Origin of the sequence: Anoxybacillus sp. CHMUD, assembly GCF_013096965.1 — a bacterium.
GTDB classification, from domain to species: Bacteria; Bacillota; Bacilli; order Bacillales; family Anoxybacillaceae; genus Anoxybacillus; species Anoxybacillus kestanbolensis_A.
In genome coordinates this window covers 1-15,138 of record NZ_SDLG01000009.1, presented here as the reverse complement: position 1 = coordinate 15,138, position 15,138 = coordinate 1, and the positions used below count along the sequence as shown (strand labels likewise).

Sequence of the window (15,138 nt, the reverse complement as noted above, 5' to 3'; positions counted from 1 at the left end):
CCCGATTTTTTTAGTTTGTTGATGACTGTTCTTCTGCTGGTATTTCTATCGGTTGTTCATCGGTTGATTGCTCAGGTAGTGTCGCAGGTAACATGCGAACGATATTTGACGGATTCGATTCCAATCCAGCAATATCAACAGCGGTAACATAATATATCCCTTGTTTTAATGGTACGCTTTTTTGTTCCCCTTTACGTATCGTGGTAATGATTTGAAATGAAGCGGTTTCAGCTGCCGCATAATATACGCGATAACCGATCACATCTTGTTCATGATGTTCGCCCCAGACGAGCGTTGCTCCTTTTTGTTGCACTGCAAGCGGATCTGGTTTTTTACCGTTTTCTTGAAGTGTTTTTGCTACAAATACATGTTTCCACTTGTCGTTTCGAGGAAGCAGTTGGCTCATATCTTTTATATGTTGAATTCCCCATTGTTCAAGCAATGAACCGTCAATCATTACGCCTTCCTTTGTAAATTCCCTCGGTGTTGATGGAAGCGCAACGTATCGTTCTCCGTTTAATTCGACGAAAGCCCCGCTCACTAAATACTGATCTTCTTGTTTCGGTACGAAGGCGGTATTGAATAAATCACTTTCTATAAGTCCGAACCGTTTGCACGTTTTTGACGGAAGTAATCCGGAAATGACACAATATGAACGTTGTACAATGCCACCTGGCATGTGAAATCGCTCTTGTGGCGCAATCAGCTCTGGACGAATGTCGTATGCCCCGTTTATTAATTGCGCCCATAGTAGTAAGTTTCTTTGGGAATATGATAGTCCTTTATAACTTTTTTCGAGTGGCTTTGGTGTATCATATCCCATCCATATACCGAATGTAACATTCGGGTTTGTTGCTACGAACCAAGCATCTTTCGTATTTTGGCTCGTTCCAGTTTTTCCTGCCCAGTCAGCTGAAAACTTTAGCTTACCGTTCAAAAAGGCGGCCGTGCCTGAGCGGATGACATCGCGCATCATATCAATTGTTAAGTAAGCTGTCTGTGGCGAAAATACTTCGACTTGTTTTGGTTCATGTTCATATATGACTTTGCCGTTTTTATCGACAATTTTTTCAATTAAATAGGCGTCAACAAACTTTCCTCCGTTTGCAAACGTAGCATATGCATTTACATTTTCCTCAATCGTTACACCTTTTGTTAATCCGCCAAGCGCAAGCGATAAGTTGTGTCCATCTCCTGTTGTTAAACTTGTAAAGCCCATTTTTTCCAAATATGAGATTGGTCGTTGGTCGATGATGCGCGCATATGTCCGAATAGCAGGAATGTTATACGATTTTTTCAGCGCATGACGTACGGATGTTAAGCCATGCGTTTTTCCATCCGCGTTTTTCGGTCGGTACGGACCTTGTTTCGTTGGGATTTCCAACGCGACATCTGGAATAACGGACCCCGGCTGAACGATCCCCATTTCCATTGCTGGTGCATAAACAAGAAGCGGCTTCATCGTTGATCCGTTTGAGCGATATGCTTGTGTAGCGTGATTTAGCTGCTCGCGTTTATAATCTCTTCCTCCAACAAAGCTAATGATGCGTCCCGTTTTGTTTTCGATGAGCATCGCACCGACTTCTACCGGTTGACGTACGGAAACGATTTGTCCTGTTTTTTCGTCTTTTTTTCGTACGAGTGTATCGCTTCCGAAGTAAGGATATTTTTCTACGATTGCTTGCATGCGCTCATATATATCTTTGTCGATCGTTGTGTAAATCGTGTAACCGTTTTGTCGTAATTGTTTTTCAGCCTTTTCCGCATATTCCCTATATAGTTGATCGTTCAAACGCACATCTTGCCGTTCATAGCCATCTTTTTTAGCTAGTAAATCAATGAAAATGTCTTTTGCACGACGCTCAATTTCAAACGTTAACCACGGGTATTTCTCTATTGGAGAAGGTAAGGAAGAAACAAAATCTTTCGTAATGTCGTATGCAATCGCTTCCTCATACTGCTCTTTTGAAATATACCCTGCTTTTTTCATGCGCGATAATACAGTTTTCATCCGATTTAACGCTGGGGATAAATCGTTTTTCAACTCCCCTTTGCTTGTAAACGGCGTATAGCGAAACGGACTTTGTGGCAATCCTGCTAAAAATGCAGCTTGCGGCAATGTTAATTCTTTTGCATCAACACCGAAAACGCCTTTTGCGGCAGCTTGAACGCCAGCAATATTTCGTCCAGATGCGTTTCTACCGAAAGGTACGACGTTCATGTATGCCTCTAAAATTTCATCTTTTGAAAAAAATTTCTCAAGCCGTAAAGCAAGTAATACTTCTTTTGCTTTTCGTTCAAATGACACTTCATTTGTTAAAATTTGGTTTTTAACAAGCTGTTGTGTTAATGTACTCCCACCGCTACGTGTTGAGGAGTTTGTTGCTTCTTGAAAAATGGCACGTATAATTGCTTTTGGTACAACCCCTTTATGCTCATAAAAATGTTCATCCTCCGTCGCGATAATCGCTTGAATGAAATAAGGGGAAACTTCTGAAAGTTTAATTTCGTCTCGCTCTAAATCGGATCGAAAATAACCAAGATATTGATGATTAGCAAAATAAATATGTGTCGTTTCTTCGTAGTTATAAATATCTTTTTTCATTTCTTTGTAAGGAATCGGTTCGGCATCTTTCACAAGCGAAGCGAAATACCCGGCCCCGACACCAAAGGCAAAACTGAACGCACATAAGCTAGCAATGAATATAATTAAACATACGTTCCAAATGACTTCATATGTAATTGTGAAATGGCGCCATAGCTTTTGCCAAGAAAATCTGACTTGTTTTTCAGACATAGTGACCTCCCATCCGTATTGTATTTTCATTATTATATCATAATTTGTCTTTTCATATCGGTAAATGTCTAAATTTGTTTCAATATCTTGACAACGATGAATGTTTTATGATAAAAGAGGATATACCGACATGTAAATAATTGAGCGATGATCGGAATGAGTAGTGCTTATCTCCCTGCGACCAGAGAGCTAGTGGTTGGTGCGAACTAGCGCATAGATGAGCATGAATTACCTCCGGGAGCATCTTTTGCGAACGGCGTGTGCCAAGTAGCAAAAGACGGTGTCGACCGTTATGGCAATGAAGTGAGAGAACATAGGTGTTCTCTAAGTAGGGTGGTACCGCGATATAAACTCGTCCCTTCATGTGAAGGACGAGTTTTTTTGTTGTGACTATAGACTAGAAAGGGTGATTGCAATGGATTTGCTCCAAGATTTACAATTTCGCGGTTTAATTAATCAAATGACGGATGAAGAAGGTCTGAAAGCATTGCTATCAGAAGAGCAAGTAAAAGTATATTGCGGTTTTGATCCGACGGCGGATAGTTTGCACATCGGTCACTTGCTTCCGATCTTAATGTTGCGTCGCTTTCAACAGGCGGGACACCAACCGATTGCGCTCGTCGGTGGAGCGACGGGGCTCATTGGGGATCCGAGTGGGAAAAAAGCGGAGCGAAAGTTGAATGAAAAAGAGACAGTTGCTCATTACAGTGAACGAATTAAACAGCAGTTAAGTCGTTTTTTAGATTTTGAAAAAGAAAATAACCGAGCGATTATTGCGAATAACTACGAGTGGATCGGATCGCTTGATGTCATTACGTTTTTACGTGATGTGGGGAAAAATTTTGGAATTAACTACATGCTTGCAAAGGAATCTGTACAGTCTCGATTAGAAACAGGAATTTCGTTTACAGAATTTAGCTATATGATTTTGCAAGCATACGATTTCTTAAAGTTATATGAAATGTATGGTTGTAAATTGCAAGTTGGTGGAAGTGACCAATGGGGGAATATTACAGCAGGGTTAGAGCTCATCCGAAAAACAGAAGAAGATGCCAAAGTATTTGGACTAACTGTCCCACTCGTAACGAAAGCGGATGGAACGAAGTTTGGGAAAACGGAAGGTGGAGCAGTATGGCTTGATGCTGATAAAACATCTCCATATGAATTTTACCAATTTTGGATTAATACAGATGACCGTGATGTCGTAAAATATTTGAAATACTTCACGTTTTTATCACATGAAGAAATTATCGAATTGGAAAAGCAAACAGCTGAAGCGCCAGAAAAACGGGCAGCGCAAAAAGCGCTAGCTGCTGAGATGACGCGCCTCGTTCATGGGGAAGAAGCGTTGCAGCAGGCGATCAACATTTCTGAAGCGCTCTTTAGCGGAGATGTAGCCAAACTAACAGCGGATGAAATTGAACAAGGGTTTAAAGATGTGCCATCGTACGTCTGCGATGAAAAAGAGATGGCGCTTGTTGATTTACTTGTAGCAAGTGGTATTTGCCCATCGAAGCGTCAAGCTCGTGAGGATGTCACAAACGGAGCGATTTATATCAATGGTGAGCGTGTGCAAGATGTGAATAAAATGATGACAGAAGAAGACCGTATGGAAGGACGTTTTACCATCATTCGTCGTGGTAAGAAAAAGTATTACTTAATTCGTTATGCATAAAAAATCCTCTCTGCCGAAGCAGAGAGGATTTTTTCATTAACGAGAGTAGAACTCAACGATTAATGCTTCGTTAATTTCCGCAGGCAACTCAGAGCGTTCAGGTAAACGAGTGTAAGTACCTTCTAATTTGTCTGCGTCAAGTGTTAAATAGTCAGGTACGAAGTTGTTCACTTCAAGCGCTTCTTTAATGATTTGAAGGTTGCGAGACTTTTCGCGAACAGAAATCGTTTGGCCTGGCTTTACACGGTAAGAAGGAATGTCAACGCGGCTGCCATCAACTAAAATGTGACCGTGGTTAACTAACTGACGAGCTTGACGGCGAGTGCGTGCGAAACCTAAACGGTAAACAAGGTTGTCTAAGCGAGACTCAAGTAAGATCATGAAGTTTTCACCGTGTTTACCAGCCATTTTACCTGCTTCTTCGAACGTTTTACGGAATTGACGTTCGTTTACACCGTACATATGGCGAAGTTTTTGCTTCTCTTGAAGCTGAATGCCATATTCAGATAGTTTTTTGCGTTGTCCTGGACCATGTTGACCTGGTGGGTAAGGACGTTTTTGTAACTCTTTACCTGTACCGCTTAACGAAATGCCAAGGCGGCGAGAAATTTTCCATGTTGGACCTGTATAACGAGCCATAAATGCTCCTCCTTTGTTTTTATTTTTGGTAAAATAAAAACAGTCGTGCCTCACTATTTATCGCCATTTTGTTTTCATGTATCCTCGCCCTAGCAGCTGAGAGTTACACGATACAACCTCCAATTAGAGACGCACGTCTCTAAGGGGAACAAAATGGACATACAAATGTGAGCACAAAGGCTGCAATATTTTACACAAAGGCTATTATAGTTTTTTTTTGCGTCTGAGTCAATCATTTTTGTATGGTCTTTGTAATAAGGATTATGGTATGATATAATTAATAGGTCTTAAGTTTTAGGGATATTGCAGAAACTCTCATTTTTTTATTTATATGGTTTGTACATATAAAGAGAGGAAGTATGTGCGGGTGAGTGAAAAAAATGGACGTTCAAGAGCGCGATCAATACGCAATATTTAAACAAAAGTTTTTTGATTGGTTTTTAAGTGAAGAAGATTTTACCGATTTACCTCGCATCATTCAAGCGCTCATCACCTTATTGCAAAAAGAGTTTCATTTGTTAGATGTCACCTTTTACGTACTTAACCCGTTTAAACATGCTTTTGAGCCTGAAGTGACGACTGACTGTATGATTAAGCAGCGCCGGGAACATGCCTCGATTCCATTTGATAGTCATCTAAAAGAACAGTTTGACGACGTTATGATTATTGATGACGGAAGCGAGATTAAAACGGTGCAGTTCGGGGTGTATTTTTCAGAAGATTCATGCAGTCTCGTTCGTTTTCGCATACATGAGCGGGATATGCTACCAACATCGTCTATTAAACAAATGAAACACGATTTTTTAAAAGTGTTTGCCCGTATTCGTAAAGTATCTGAAGTATTGAGTGAGGAAAAAAGATATGAACAGTTGCATCGAGCGACAACAAAAATTCATGCCTCGATGAATATTGGTGATGTGCTTGAAGAAATTGTGAAAACGTTAAAGGACGTGTATCCGGCGTTTACGTGCCATCTATTTTTATCACACGATAGTACAACAGATCGTGATTTGCCGATTAAATTGCTCACATTTGAAAATGAAGATGAGCATATGGGAGCAATGCAGGCGTACGTGACGGGGCAAATTCAGCTCCACGATTCGCTTGTCCATAAAAAGTCTGTCATTTATGCTCCGATTAAAGGGGCGCAAGGGATTTATGGCGTCATCGAAATGATTGCTCCGACAGTTATGGAACTTCCAGAGCGAGAGATGCGTTTTATTTCCTTGCTGGCAAATACAGCTGGTAGCGCCTTAGAAAATGCAAAATTGTACGAACAGTCGAAACGATTAATTGCTGACTTACAACTCATTAATGAAACGATTCACCACTTGAACACAAATTTACGTTTCCAAGACGCCTTGCAGTTTATGATCGAAAAAATCAAAACATCGTTTGATGCGGAAGAAGTCGGTTTTATTATTTTACAAGAAAAAGAGCGAAAAGTGCTTCCGGGTAGTACATCTTTTTTCCAATCGCGTGAAGCAAAAGCATATGTAGATTTCGTTTTTCATCGTATTCAACATCCACGTGATACGTTATTTTTAGGTGATGTGAAAATCCGTAGCAATGATACGAAACGTTTTCGCTCGCTTATGGCTGTGCCGATGATGCGTGGTATGATGAAAGGTGTAGCAATTGTATTGCATCAAGAGGCGTATCATTTTTCGTTTGATATGTTTAAATTGTTGCAGTCGCTTATTCATCACTCGACGTTGGCGTTTACAAACGCGGCGTTGCGTGAAGAACTCGAACGGATGGTCATTACCGATCGGTTAACGAATTTATACGCACGTCATTACTTAGACGAACGCATCCAACGTTCGATGGAAGAGGACGGATTAGGTACGTTTATTTTAATAGACATTGATAATTTCAAAAAAGTAAACGACACGTACGGACATCAAGTAGGTGATGAAATCATTATTCAAGTGGCAAACATTATTAAAGCAAACATTCGCCAAAACGATATTGGAGCTCGATGGGGTGGAGAGGAACTTGCTATTTATTTACCGAAAGTGTCCATTCATGCGGGTGTATCGATCGCCAATCGTTTAGTACAAAAAGTTCGTGAACTAACGAATCCACCTGTGACCATTTCTTGTGGCGTGTCGTATTGGAAGAAAAATCGTGTTGACTCTGTGAAAGAGCTATTTAATCGTGCGGATGAAGCGCTGTATACAGCGAAACGGGCGGGAAAGAACCGAGTTGTTGTGCAAGAATATTAAAAGAGGCCAATTCATCGGCCTCTTTCTTATATGTTGAGATGCTGAACAAGCGTTTCAACAAAACGTTGTAAATATTGTTCATCTATTTCATCAAAGCGATTTTTGATCGGGCTGTCAATATCGAGCACACCGATGACAACACCGTTTTTCATCATTGGGACGACAATCTCAGATTGAGATGCCGCATCGCATGCGATGTGACCCGGGAAGGTGTGAACATCGGCAACACGTACTGTTCGTTTTTCAATAGCAGCCGTTCCACATACCCCTTTGCCGAACGGAATGCGCACGCAAGCCGGTAACCCTTGAAACGGCCCGAGAACGAGTTCGTTTCCTTCGGCTATATAAAAACCGACCCAATTAATATCGTGCAAAAAATAATTCAATAAAGCTGCAGCATTTGCTAAGTTAGCAATCACATTTTTTTCATCTGAAATTAAAGCTTGTAACTGTTCGATGACAAGCGCGTAATTTTCTTCTTTCGTCCCTGTGTATGCTTGTGTATGAAACATGTTTTTCACTCCTTATACATCAACATATGTTCAATCCCTTGATGAAGTCCAGCGACTGAATGGGCATCCGAGCCGTAAACGAGCGGAACGCCGAGCTCCAATGCTTTTTTGACGACCCAATGGGGTGGATAAGGCTCTAGACAAAGTGGTTTTACTGCGCCAGCCCCGTTATAATCAAGCTCTAATTGGCGGGATTTCATTTCTTTTAAAATACGTGCGATGATGTTAGATGCATCATATTCACACGGGTATGCCCGATGAAACTTTCGAACGAGCGTGATGTGACCGATCCGTTTTGGTTTGTACGGTCCTAAGTCCGCAACAACGGACGCTAACACGGCGTTATAATATGCGTCGTACACTTGTTCAACGGAACCGAGCGAGGCGACGATTTCACCAAACATCTCCTCGCTGTAATCAACACACATATAGCCGTTGCCGACAGCTAAAAAATGAACAGATAAAATGCTATCGTCCAATTGTGGGCCAACTTCATTTAAAAATGCTGTCGTTTCTCGTTCATAACCGACGATGAAATCAACTTCGAGCCCGATGCGAATACGAATATGTCTTTCGTACTGTTTTTTTAATGATTGTAAAATGGATACGTACGACGCTAGTTGCTCTTCTTTCATTGCACTATCTTGGTAAGGGGTTGGGTCTATAAATCCTTTTGGAAGCGGTGCGTGCTCGGTGAATGAAATGTCTGTATAGCCGAGCGAAATAGCCTTTTCAATATATTCATGTAGCGCATCTTTGCTTCCGTGGGGACAGAAAGGTGTATGAATATGTCCATCGCGCACGTTTTTCCCCCCTTTTTGCATGCACAGTTCGACAAAAATCACGTTTTTTAGGAAAAAAATTAAAATTTTTGCTCAAAAAATGTTGCTAACATGGTATCATAAAATCATTGAAAAGAAAATGCCTTCTCCATAAAAAAAAGAAAGATTGACAACAAGGAGGCCCATTATGGAATTTGTAGCGATTAGTGCGCTCCTCGTCATCGGAGGACTTACATATACATATGTGCATCGAAAACGTTTATATAAACAAATTGACGAATTAGAACAATGGAAAATTTCCTTGATGAATCGACCTGTGCCAGAGGAACTGTCTAAAATTAAGTCGTTAAATATGATGGGGGAAACAGAGCAGCTGTTTGAAAAATGGCGAAATGAGTGGGACGATATTGTTGCTGTTCAGCTTCCGAATATAGAGGAAAAGTTGTTCGACATTGAGGAAGCGGTTGTCAAATACCGATTTATGAAAGCAAAAGAGGCGTTACGTCAAACGGAGCAACAACTACGAGAAATTGAAGGGAACATTCAACGTATTTTATTAGAGCTGCAAGAATTAGTCGGAAGCGAAGAGAAAAATCGAGAAGAAATTGAGCAACTGAAGGAAAAGTATCGTCAAGTAAAAAAAGCGATGCTTACTCAACGTCATGCATTTGGTTGCACAGAAGTTGCGCTTGAGGAGCGATTAAATGCTCTTCAAAACCAATTCCAGACATTTGAACAGTTAACAACGGAAGGGAATTATTTGGCTGCTCGCGAAGTCGTAGTGGTTATTCAAAACGAGCTACATGAATTGAACCGTTTTATTGAACAAATTCCGCTTTTATTAAGCGACGCACAAATTGAAATCCCTGCGCAACTCGACAACATTGTCGAGGGATATCGTGAACTGTTAGAAAAAGGGTATGTGCTTGACCATCTTCCGGTTGATAAAGAGGTTGAAGAGGTTCGAGGAAAAGTGTCTCAAGTGGTTGCATTATTAGAAGAGCTTAAAGTCGATGAAGCAGAAGCGCTCCTTCGTGAAACACAAGAAGATGTCGATACGTTGTACGACTTATTAGAAAAAGAAGTGTATGCTGAACGGTTCGTTCATGATGAAACAGAAAAGATCGAACAAACGCTTTACGATTTGGAAGAAGAAACGAAAGAAACGCGTGATGAAACATTATTTGTGCAACAAAGCTATCATTTATCGCAAAGCGACTTAGATAAATATCGACAAATCGAGAAGCAAGTACAACAACTAATGAAACGTTTTATGCTCATCCAAACGAAAATGGCCGAGGAGCGTTTAGCTTACTCGCTTATTCGTGAAGAGCTTGAAGAAATTTTAGCGCAAATTGCTACAGTAAAAGAGAAGCATGCCCAGTTTCGCGAGCATTTATATGCGTTACGCAAAGACGAATTAGCAGCGCGCGAGAAGCTGTCGGAAATGAAAAAACAGTTATCGGAAGCGATTCGACTTGTGAAAAAAAGCAAGCTCCCAGGTTTGCCAGAGTCTTATATGTTACAAGTGAGTGAAGCGCGCGAAAGCTTAACACGCGTTTCCCTTACGCTAGATGGAAAACCATTGAATATGGAGGCGGTTCATCAAGCGTTAGATGAGGCGATCGTTTTTGTGCAAAACGTGTATGATCAAACAAAAGAAATGATTGAACAAGCCCAATTAGCAGAAAGAGTTATACAGTATGGCAACCGCTATCGTCGACGTTTTCAGGTGGTAAAAGAAGGATTAGAAGAAGCGGAACAACTGTTTCGAAGATACGAATACGAACTGGCATTACAAAAAGCAATCGCTGTGGTCGAACAAGTCGAAGAAGGGGCATTTGAACGTATTCGAGAGTGGCTAAAAGAAAACGAGTGAAAGGATGTCCTTTCACTCGTCTTTTAACTTACTTTTCTTTCGGTACGTGTGACACGATTTGTTTTGTTTAGTAATAAACCGATGACCCCGCCAATGAGTGCTGGTGTAAGCCAGCCGATCCCTTGTTCAAAGAGCGGCAATGTTTTTTCGTATACATGTAAGATGGACGATACATCAAATCCTGCTGCCTTCAGTCCATCAACGATGCTGACGAGAAGCGTACCAGCGAGCGCCCCGATGTAAACGGTTTGTTTTCCCCTGAAATAGTCATGGAGAAACGATAGGGCGACGAGGGTAATGGCTAATGGATAAATAATAATAAGCACAGGAACGGATAACGAAATGAGTTTCGTTAAACCGACATTTGCGGTGAATGCGCTAAAGCAGCTCATAACAATGGCGAGCATTCGATAGGAAAGCTTTGGCGAAATTTTCGAAAAATAACTTGCGCAAGAAGATAATAAACCAACTGATGTCGTTAAGCACGCAAGCATAATGATGATCGATAAAATGATTGTACCCGCTTGACCGAATAAATAGGTCGCGGTTTGACTAATGATTTCGCCGCCGTTATTGCGATAACCGATCGCTTGTACGCTGGATGCTCCAATAAAAGCGAGCGATACATACACGAGCGTTAATCCAGAAGCAGCCACGAACCCGGCCTGAATACAAAGCTTCGTTAATTGTTTTTTATTTGTAATTCCTTTTTGTTGAATGGCTTGAATGACGATGATACCAAAAACGAGTGCCGCGATGGCATCCATCGTTAAGTACCCGTCAACAAACCCTTTAAAAAACGGGGCGTCTGTATATGCATCCGTTGGCGGTTGAATGTCTCCCATAGGCGTCCATATGCTTTTGACAAAAAATAAAGCAAGACCGATGAGTAAAAGAGGTGTTAACAACTTGCCAATTCGGTCAACTAATTTCGAAGGGTTTAACGCTAACCAAAGGGATATGCTAAAATAAACAACAGTATACACCGCTAACATGACGGATCGATCGACCGTTTCAGGTAAAAATGGTGTTACCCCAATTTCAAATGATACCGTACCTGTTCGTGGAATACCAAAAAACGGACCGATCGCTAAATACATAACGATCGTAAAGATGACACCAAATACTGGATGTGCTCGGCTAGCTAATTGTTGCAAGTCGTTCCCTGTTCTTGCAATCGCGATTATTGCTAAAACTGGCAATCCGACACCGGTAATTAAAAAACCTACGATGGCAAGCCACATGTTTTCCCCTGCTGCTTGCCCGAGAGCTGGAGGGAAAATCATGTTACCAGCGCCAAAAAATAAAGCAAATAACATAAAACCGACAGCTATTAAATCTTTTTTCGACATGCTGATCCTCCTTTGTTGTCTCCGTACCAGCATATATACTACCATACAAAATAAAAATTTTGTCGTTTTTATAAAAAGTTTCAATCTTTAAAATATTCTTTGATTATTTCTTTTTTGCATAAGGATGTGATAATATAAGAAGGCTGTTTGTATACGAACGTAATGGAGGTTTGGGCGATGATATATTTAGATAATAGCGCCACAACAAAACCGTTTCCAGAAGTGCTACAATCTTTTTTAAAAGTCGCGAGCGATTATTTTGGCAATCCGTCTTCGCTACACGGACTAGGTATGCAAGCCGAGCGACTGCTCACGCAAGCGAGAGAACAAATCGCACGTTTGCTCGAGGTGAAGCCGACCGAAGTGATTTTTACATCAGGTGGGACGGAAGGAAACAATTTAGCCATTAAAGGTGCGGCTTGGCAACATCAGCAGCGCGGCCGCCATATCATTACAACGGCGATTGAACATCCATCTGTAACAGAAGCGTGCAAACAGCTTGAACAACTCGGGTTTCAAGTTACATATGTACCTGTTGATGAACGTGGGATTGTCTCGCCGTTGCACATTGAACAAGCGTTGCGTGATGATACAATTCTCGTTTCCGTTATGCATGTAAATAACGAAGTCGGCTCTATCCAACCAATTGAAGAAATTGGCATGTTGTTAAAAAAATATCCGAAAGTGCTATTTCATGTTGATGGGGTGCAAGGTGCGGCGAAAGTACCACTTCATTTGAAACAGGCAAACGTTGATTTATATTCGGTATCGGCGCATAAATTTCACGGTCTAAAAGGAGCAGGAGTTTTGTACGTTCGCGAAGGTGTGCGCCTTTCTCCGCTTTTATCGGGAGGGGCACAAGAAATGCAATTGCGCTCAGGAACAGAAAATGTCGCTGCTATTGTTGCGATGGCGAAAGCGTTACGATTATCGGTGGAAAAGTATCATGAGGCATATGATCGACTTGAGAAAATGAAACGAGCGCTCATCGAACGCTTACAAACGATTGAAGGTATTCGTGTTCACACGCCATTTGAACAATCAGCTCCACATATTATTCATTTTTCACTAGAAGGAATTAAATCAGAGGCGTTTGTTCATGAATTAGAAAAGCAACATATATACGTATCGACAACATCAGCTTGTTCATCCCGTAAAAAAGCGCCAAGTAAAACATTGTTAGCGATGGGAATCGAAAAAACGCGGGCGGAGCGTTCGATTCGCATAAGTTTATCATACGAACAACAAATGGAGCATGTCCCAATCATTATTGAAGCCATTGAGCAAGCATATGAACGATTAAAAATAGTAGTGAGGGGAACGAAATGACGTATGATCATATTGTAATTCGTTACGGTGAAATGTCGACAAAAGGAAAAAATCGTTTACAATTTGTACGATGTTTAAAACGAAATATAGCAAAAAAATTGAAACATTTTCCGAACCTTCAAATTGAAGCGTTGCGCGATCGGATGTACATTCGACTACATCATACACCACCGCAACCTGTCATCGAAAAATTGCAAGAAGTGTTCGGTATTCAATCGTTAAGTTTGGCATTAAAGACAGAGAACGACTTGCAAAAAATAAAAGAAGCAACATTATTTTTCGTGAAACAATTTCCATACGAAGGGAAAACATTCAAAATATCAGCAAGAAGAGCAGATAAACAATTTCCAGTTACAACAAATGAATTAAACTATGAGCTGGGCAGTTATGTGTTGAAAAACACAACGGGCTTAACGGTTGATGTCCATCATCCAGACATAGATGTTCGCGTAGAAGTGCGGAAAGAAGGAACGTATATTACTGCATACGATGTACCAGGAGTGGGTGGTTTACCTGTTGGAACGAGTGGAAAAGCGATGTTGATGCTTTCAGGCGGAATCGACAGCCCTGTAGCTGGATACTTAGCAATGAAGCGCGGCTTGCAAATTGAGGCTGTTCACTTTTTTAGCCCCCCATTCACAAGTGAGCGAGCGAAGCAAAAAGTGATCGACTTAGCGCAGCGTTTAACGGAATTTGGTGGTACGATTCGTCTTCATATTGTACCGTTTACAGAGTTGCAACAAGCCATTTATAAACAAGTGCCGGAAAATTATTCGTTGATCGCTACGCGGCGTGCGATGTTGCGCATTACAGATGAAATTCGTAAAAAACAAAACGGACTGGCGATCGTGACAGGAGAAAGTTTAGGACAAGTTGCTAGTCAAACACTTGAAAGTATGGTTGTTGTCAACGATGTGACAACGACACCGATTCTTCGTCCGCTTATTTCGATGGATAAAACGGAAATTATTGCGATTGCTGAGCGAATTGGTACACATCATATTTCGATTCGACCGTATGAAGATTGCTGTACAATTTTTACGCCAAAAGCACCAAAAACGAAGCCGAAAAAAGAGAAGGTAATCCAATATGAACAATTTTTACCTTTAGATGAGATGATTGCTGAAACAGTTGCTCGCGTCGAAACGATTACATTGAAACCAGATCAACCATTGGACGAGCTATTTTAACGAGGAGATGCATAGAGTCCATTTGTTTTGCACAACCTATCGTTACAAGGGGGTGAAGACAAATGGCAAATCGAAATCGATTGCTCGTCCCTGGTGTGCAACAAGCGATTGACCAAATGAAATATGAAATCGCTCAAGAGTTTGGCGTGCAGTTAGGCCCAGATACAACTGCGCGAGCAAACGGTTCTGTGGGTGGCGAGATTACGAAACGCCTCGTGAAAATGGCAGAACAACAATTAGGTAGTCAAAAATAAATGTTAGGTGAAAAAACTCGGTAGTTCATCCTACCGAGTTTTTTATTTTTTAAAAATTTTTAGAAAAATTATACAAAATTATTCGATTTTTTTGTATAATTTTTTTGTATCATACGGTAAGGGGGAGAGGAAAATGAATTTAATTGCACCAGAAAAGTACAATTTAACAAGCGAGTTTGAAAAGTATGCGGACGATCCAAACCGAATGGCGTTGAAATGGGAGAGTCAACAACCCAATGACTAAAGTCATGGGCTTGTAAGCCCCATGTTGACCAGACCAAGGCTTGAAACAGAGCCTACGTTATAGATGTCATGACACGTTCGGGTGCTTCTCCAGCCCGTTCCTCTGTCGTGCAAGGTTAAACAAGCGTGGTGGGTAGCGCTAGTGTCTTGCACATAACAAGCATCTATAACATGGTCGAGGAGAATATGACCTGCTTTATGCAGAGGAAAGGGGAGGACTCTATGGTTTTTGTGTTAGACACAAACAAACGTCCGCTT

At 41.1% G+C, this 15,138-nt stretch carries 11 protein-coding genes and 1 other annotated feature; of the genes, 6 read left to right on the top strand and 5 right to left on the bottom strand.

What is annotated here, in order from left to right; translation table 11 throughout:
• Positions 1 to 10 precede the first annotated feature (10 nt).
• Positions 11 to 2,797, bottom strand: a complete 2,787-nt coding sequence (locus tag ETB99_RS07960; RefSeq protein WP_171700353.1) for a transglycosylase domain-containing protein — start codon at positions 2,795 to 2,797, stop codon at positions 11 to 13.
• A 138-nt stretch (positions 2,798 to 2,935) separates the two neighbouring features.
• Positions 2,936 to 3,160, top strand: a binding site (T-box leader).
• 52 nt (positions 3,161 to 3,212) lie between these two features.
• Here ETB99_RS07960 and tyrS point away from each other — a divergent pair.
• Complete coding sequence (gene tyrS, locus ETB99_RS07955; RefSeq protein ID WP_077429272.1) at positions 3,213 to 4,472, top strand: tyrosine--tRNA ligase; 1,260 nt, start codon at positions 3,213 to 3,215, stop codon at positions 4,470 to 4,472.
• Positions 4,473 to 4,508: 36 nt separating this feature from the next.
• Here the strand turns inward: tyrS and rpsD are convergent, their stop codons facing one another.
• Complete coding sequence (gene rpsD / locus ETB99_RS07950; RefSeq protein ID WP_077429273.1) at positions 4,509 to 5,111, bottom strand: 30S ribosomal protein S4; 603 nt, start codon at positions 5,109 to 5,111, stop codon at positions 4,509 to 4,511.
• A 380-nt stretch (positions 5,112 to 5,491) separates the two neighbouring features.
• On the opposite strand from rpsD, the gene ETB99_RS07945 reads away from it, so the two are divergent.
• A complete protein-coding gene (locus tag ETB99_RS07945; protein WP_216366116.1) occupies positions 5,492 to 7,339 on the top strand; it encodes a sensor domain-containing diguanylate cyclase in 1,848 nt (615 codons plus the stop codon).
• Between the two features lie 26 nt (positions 7,340 to 7,365).
• Here the strand turns inward: ETB99_RS07945 and ETB99_RS07940 are convergent, their stop codons facing one another.
• Positions 7,366 to 7,851 carry a GAF domain-containing protein gene (locus ETB99_RS07940; protein ID WP_129000736.1) on the bottom strand — a complete coding sequence of 162 codons (486 nt, stop codon included), beginning with the start codon at positions 7,849 to 7,851 and terminating at the stop codon, positions 7,366 to 7,368.
• Positions 7,852 to 7,856: 5 nt separating this feature from the next.
• Positions 7,857 to 8,654: a histidinol-phosphatase HisJ gene (gene hisJ, locus ETB99_RS07935; RefSeq protein ID WP_077429276.1), complete on the bottom strand. Its 798-nt coding sequence runs from the start codon at positions 8,652 to 8,654 to the stop codon at positions 7,857 to 7,859.
• A 166-nt stretch (positions 8,655 to 8,820) separates the two neighbouring features.
• On the opposite strand from hisJ, the gene ezrA reads away from it, so the two are divergent.
• Positions 8,821 to 10,512, top strand: coding sequence for a septation ring formation regulator EzrA (gene ezrA / locus ETB99_RS07930; protein ID WP_171700351.1), 1,692 nt, complete (start codon positions 8,821 to 8,823; stop codon positions 10,510 to 10,512).
• Positions 10,513 to 10,535: 23 nt separating this feature from the next.
• On the opposite strand, the gene brnQ is transcribed toward ezrA, so the two are convergent.
• Positions 10,536 to 11,864: a branched-chain amino acid transport system II carrier protein gene (brnQ, locus tag ETB99_RS07925; protein ID WP_077429278.1), complete on the bottom strand. Its 1,329-nt coding sequence runs from the start codon at positions 11,862 to 11,864 to the stop codon at positions 10,536 to 10,538.
• Between the two features lie 177 nt (positions 11,865 to 12,041).
• Between brnQ and ETB99_RS07920 the strand changes: the two genes are divergently transcribed.
• The 3 genes from ETB99_RS07920 (at position 12,042) to ETB99_RS07910 (ending at position 14,637) form a co-directional block, all read left to right on the top strand.
• Positions 12,042 to 13,193, top strand: a complete 1,152-nt coding sequence (locus tag ETB99_RS07920) for a cysteine desulfurase family protein (protein WP_171700350.1) — start codon at positions 12,042 to 12,044, stop codon at positions 13,191 to 13,193.
• On the top strand, positions 13,190 to 14,383 hold the full coding sequence (gene thiI, locus ETB99_RS07915) for a tRNA uracil 4-sulfurtransferase ThiI (protein WP_171700349.1): 1,194 nt from the start codon (positions 13,190 to 13,192) through the stop codon (positions 14,381 to 14,383). The genes ETB99_RS07920 and thiI overlap by 4 nt, the downstream gene beginning before the upstream one ends.
• A gap of 62 nt (positions 14,384 to 14,445) precedes the next feature.
• A complete protein-coding gene (locus ETB99_RS07910; protein ID WP_006320794.1) occupies positions 14,446 to 14,637 on the top strand; it encodes an alpha/beta-type small acid-soluble spore protein in 192 nt (63 codons plus the stop codon).
• Positions 14,638 to 15,138: the final 501 nt, after the last annotated feature.

Bases quoted from the DNA above. Each gene is read 5' to 3' on its own strand.
- ETB99_RS07910 (WP_006320794.1), top strand. From the start codon at position 14,446: ATGGCAAATCGAAATCGATTGCTCGTCCCTGGTGTGCAACAAGCGATT.
- brnQ (WP_077429278.1), bottom strand. From the start codon at position 11,864: ATGTCGAAAAAAGATTTAATAGCTGTCGGTTTTATGTTATTTGCTTTA.
- rpsD (WP_077429273.1), bottom strand. From the start codon at position 5,111: ATGGCTCGTTATACAGGTCCAACATGGAAAATTTCTCGCCGCCTTGGC.
- ETB99_RS07945 (WP_216366116.1), top strand. From the start codon at position 5,492: ATGGACGTTCAAGAGCGCGATCAATACGCAATATTTAAACAAAAGTTT.
- thiI (WP_171700349.1), top strand. From the start codon at position 13,190: ATGACGTATGATCATATTGTAATTCGTTACGGTGAAATGTCGACAAAA.
- ezrA (WP_171700351.1), top strand. From the start codon at position 8,821: ATGGAATTTGTAGCGATTAGTGCGCTCCTCGTCATCGGAGGACTTACA.
- ETB99_RS07960 (WP_171700353.1), bottom strand. From the start codon at position 2,797: ATGTCTGAAAAACAAGTCAGATTTTCTTGGCAAAAGCTATGGCGCCAT.
- tyrS (WP_077429272.1), top strand. From the start codon at position 3,213: ATGGATTTGCTCCAAGATTTACAATTTCGCGGTTTAATTAATCAAATG.
- ETB99_RS07940 (WP_129000736.1), bottom strand. From the start codon at position 7,851: ATGTTTCATACACAAGCATACACAGGGACGAAAGAAGAAAATTACGCG.
- ETB99_RS07920 (WP_171700350.1), top strand. From the start codon at position 12,042: ATGATATATTTAGATAATAGCGCCACAACAAAACCGTTTCCAGAAGTG.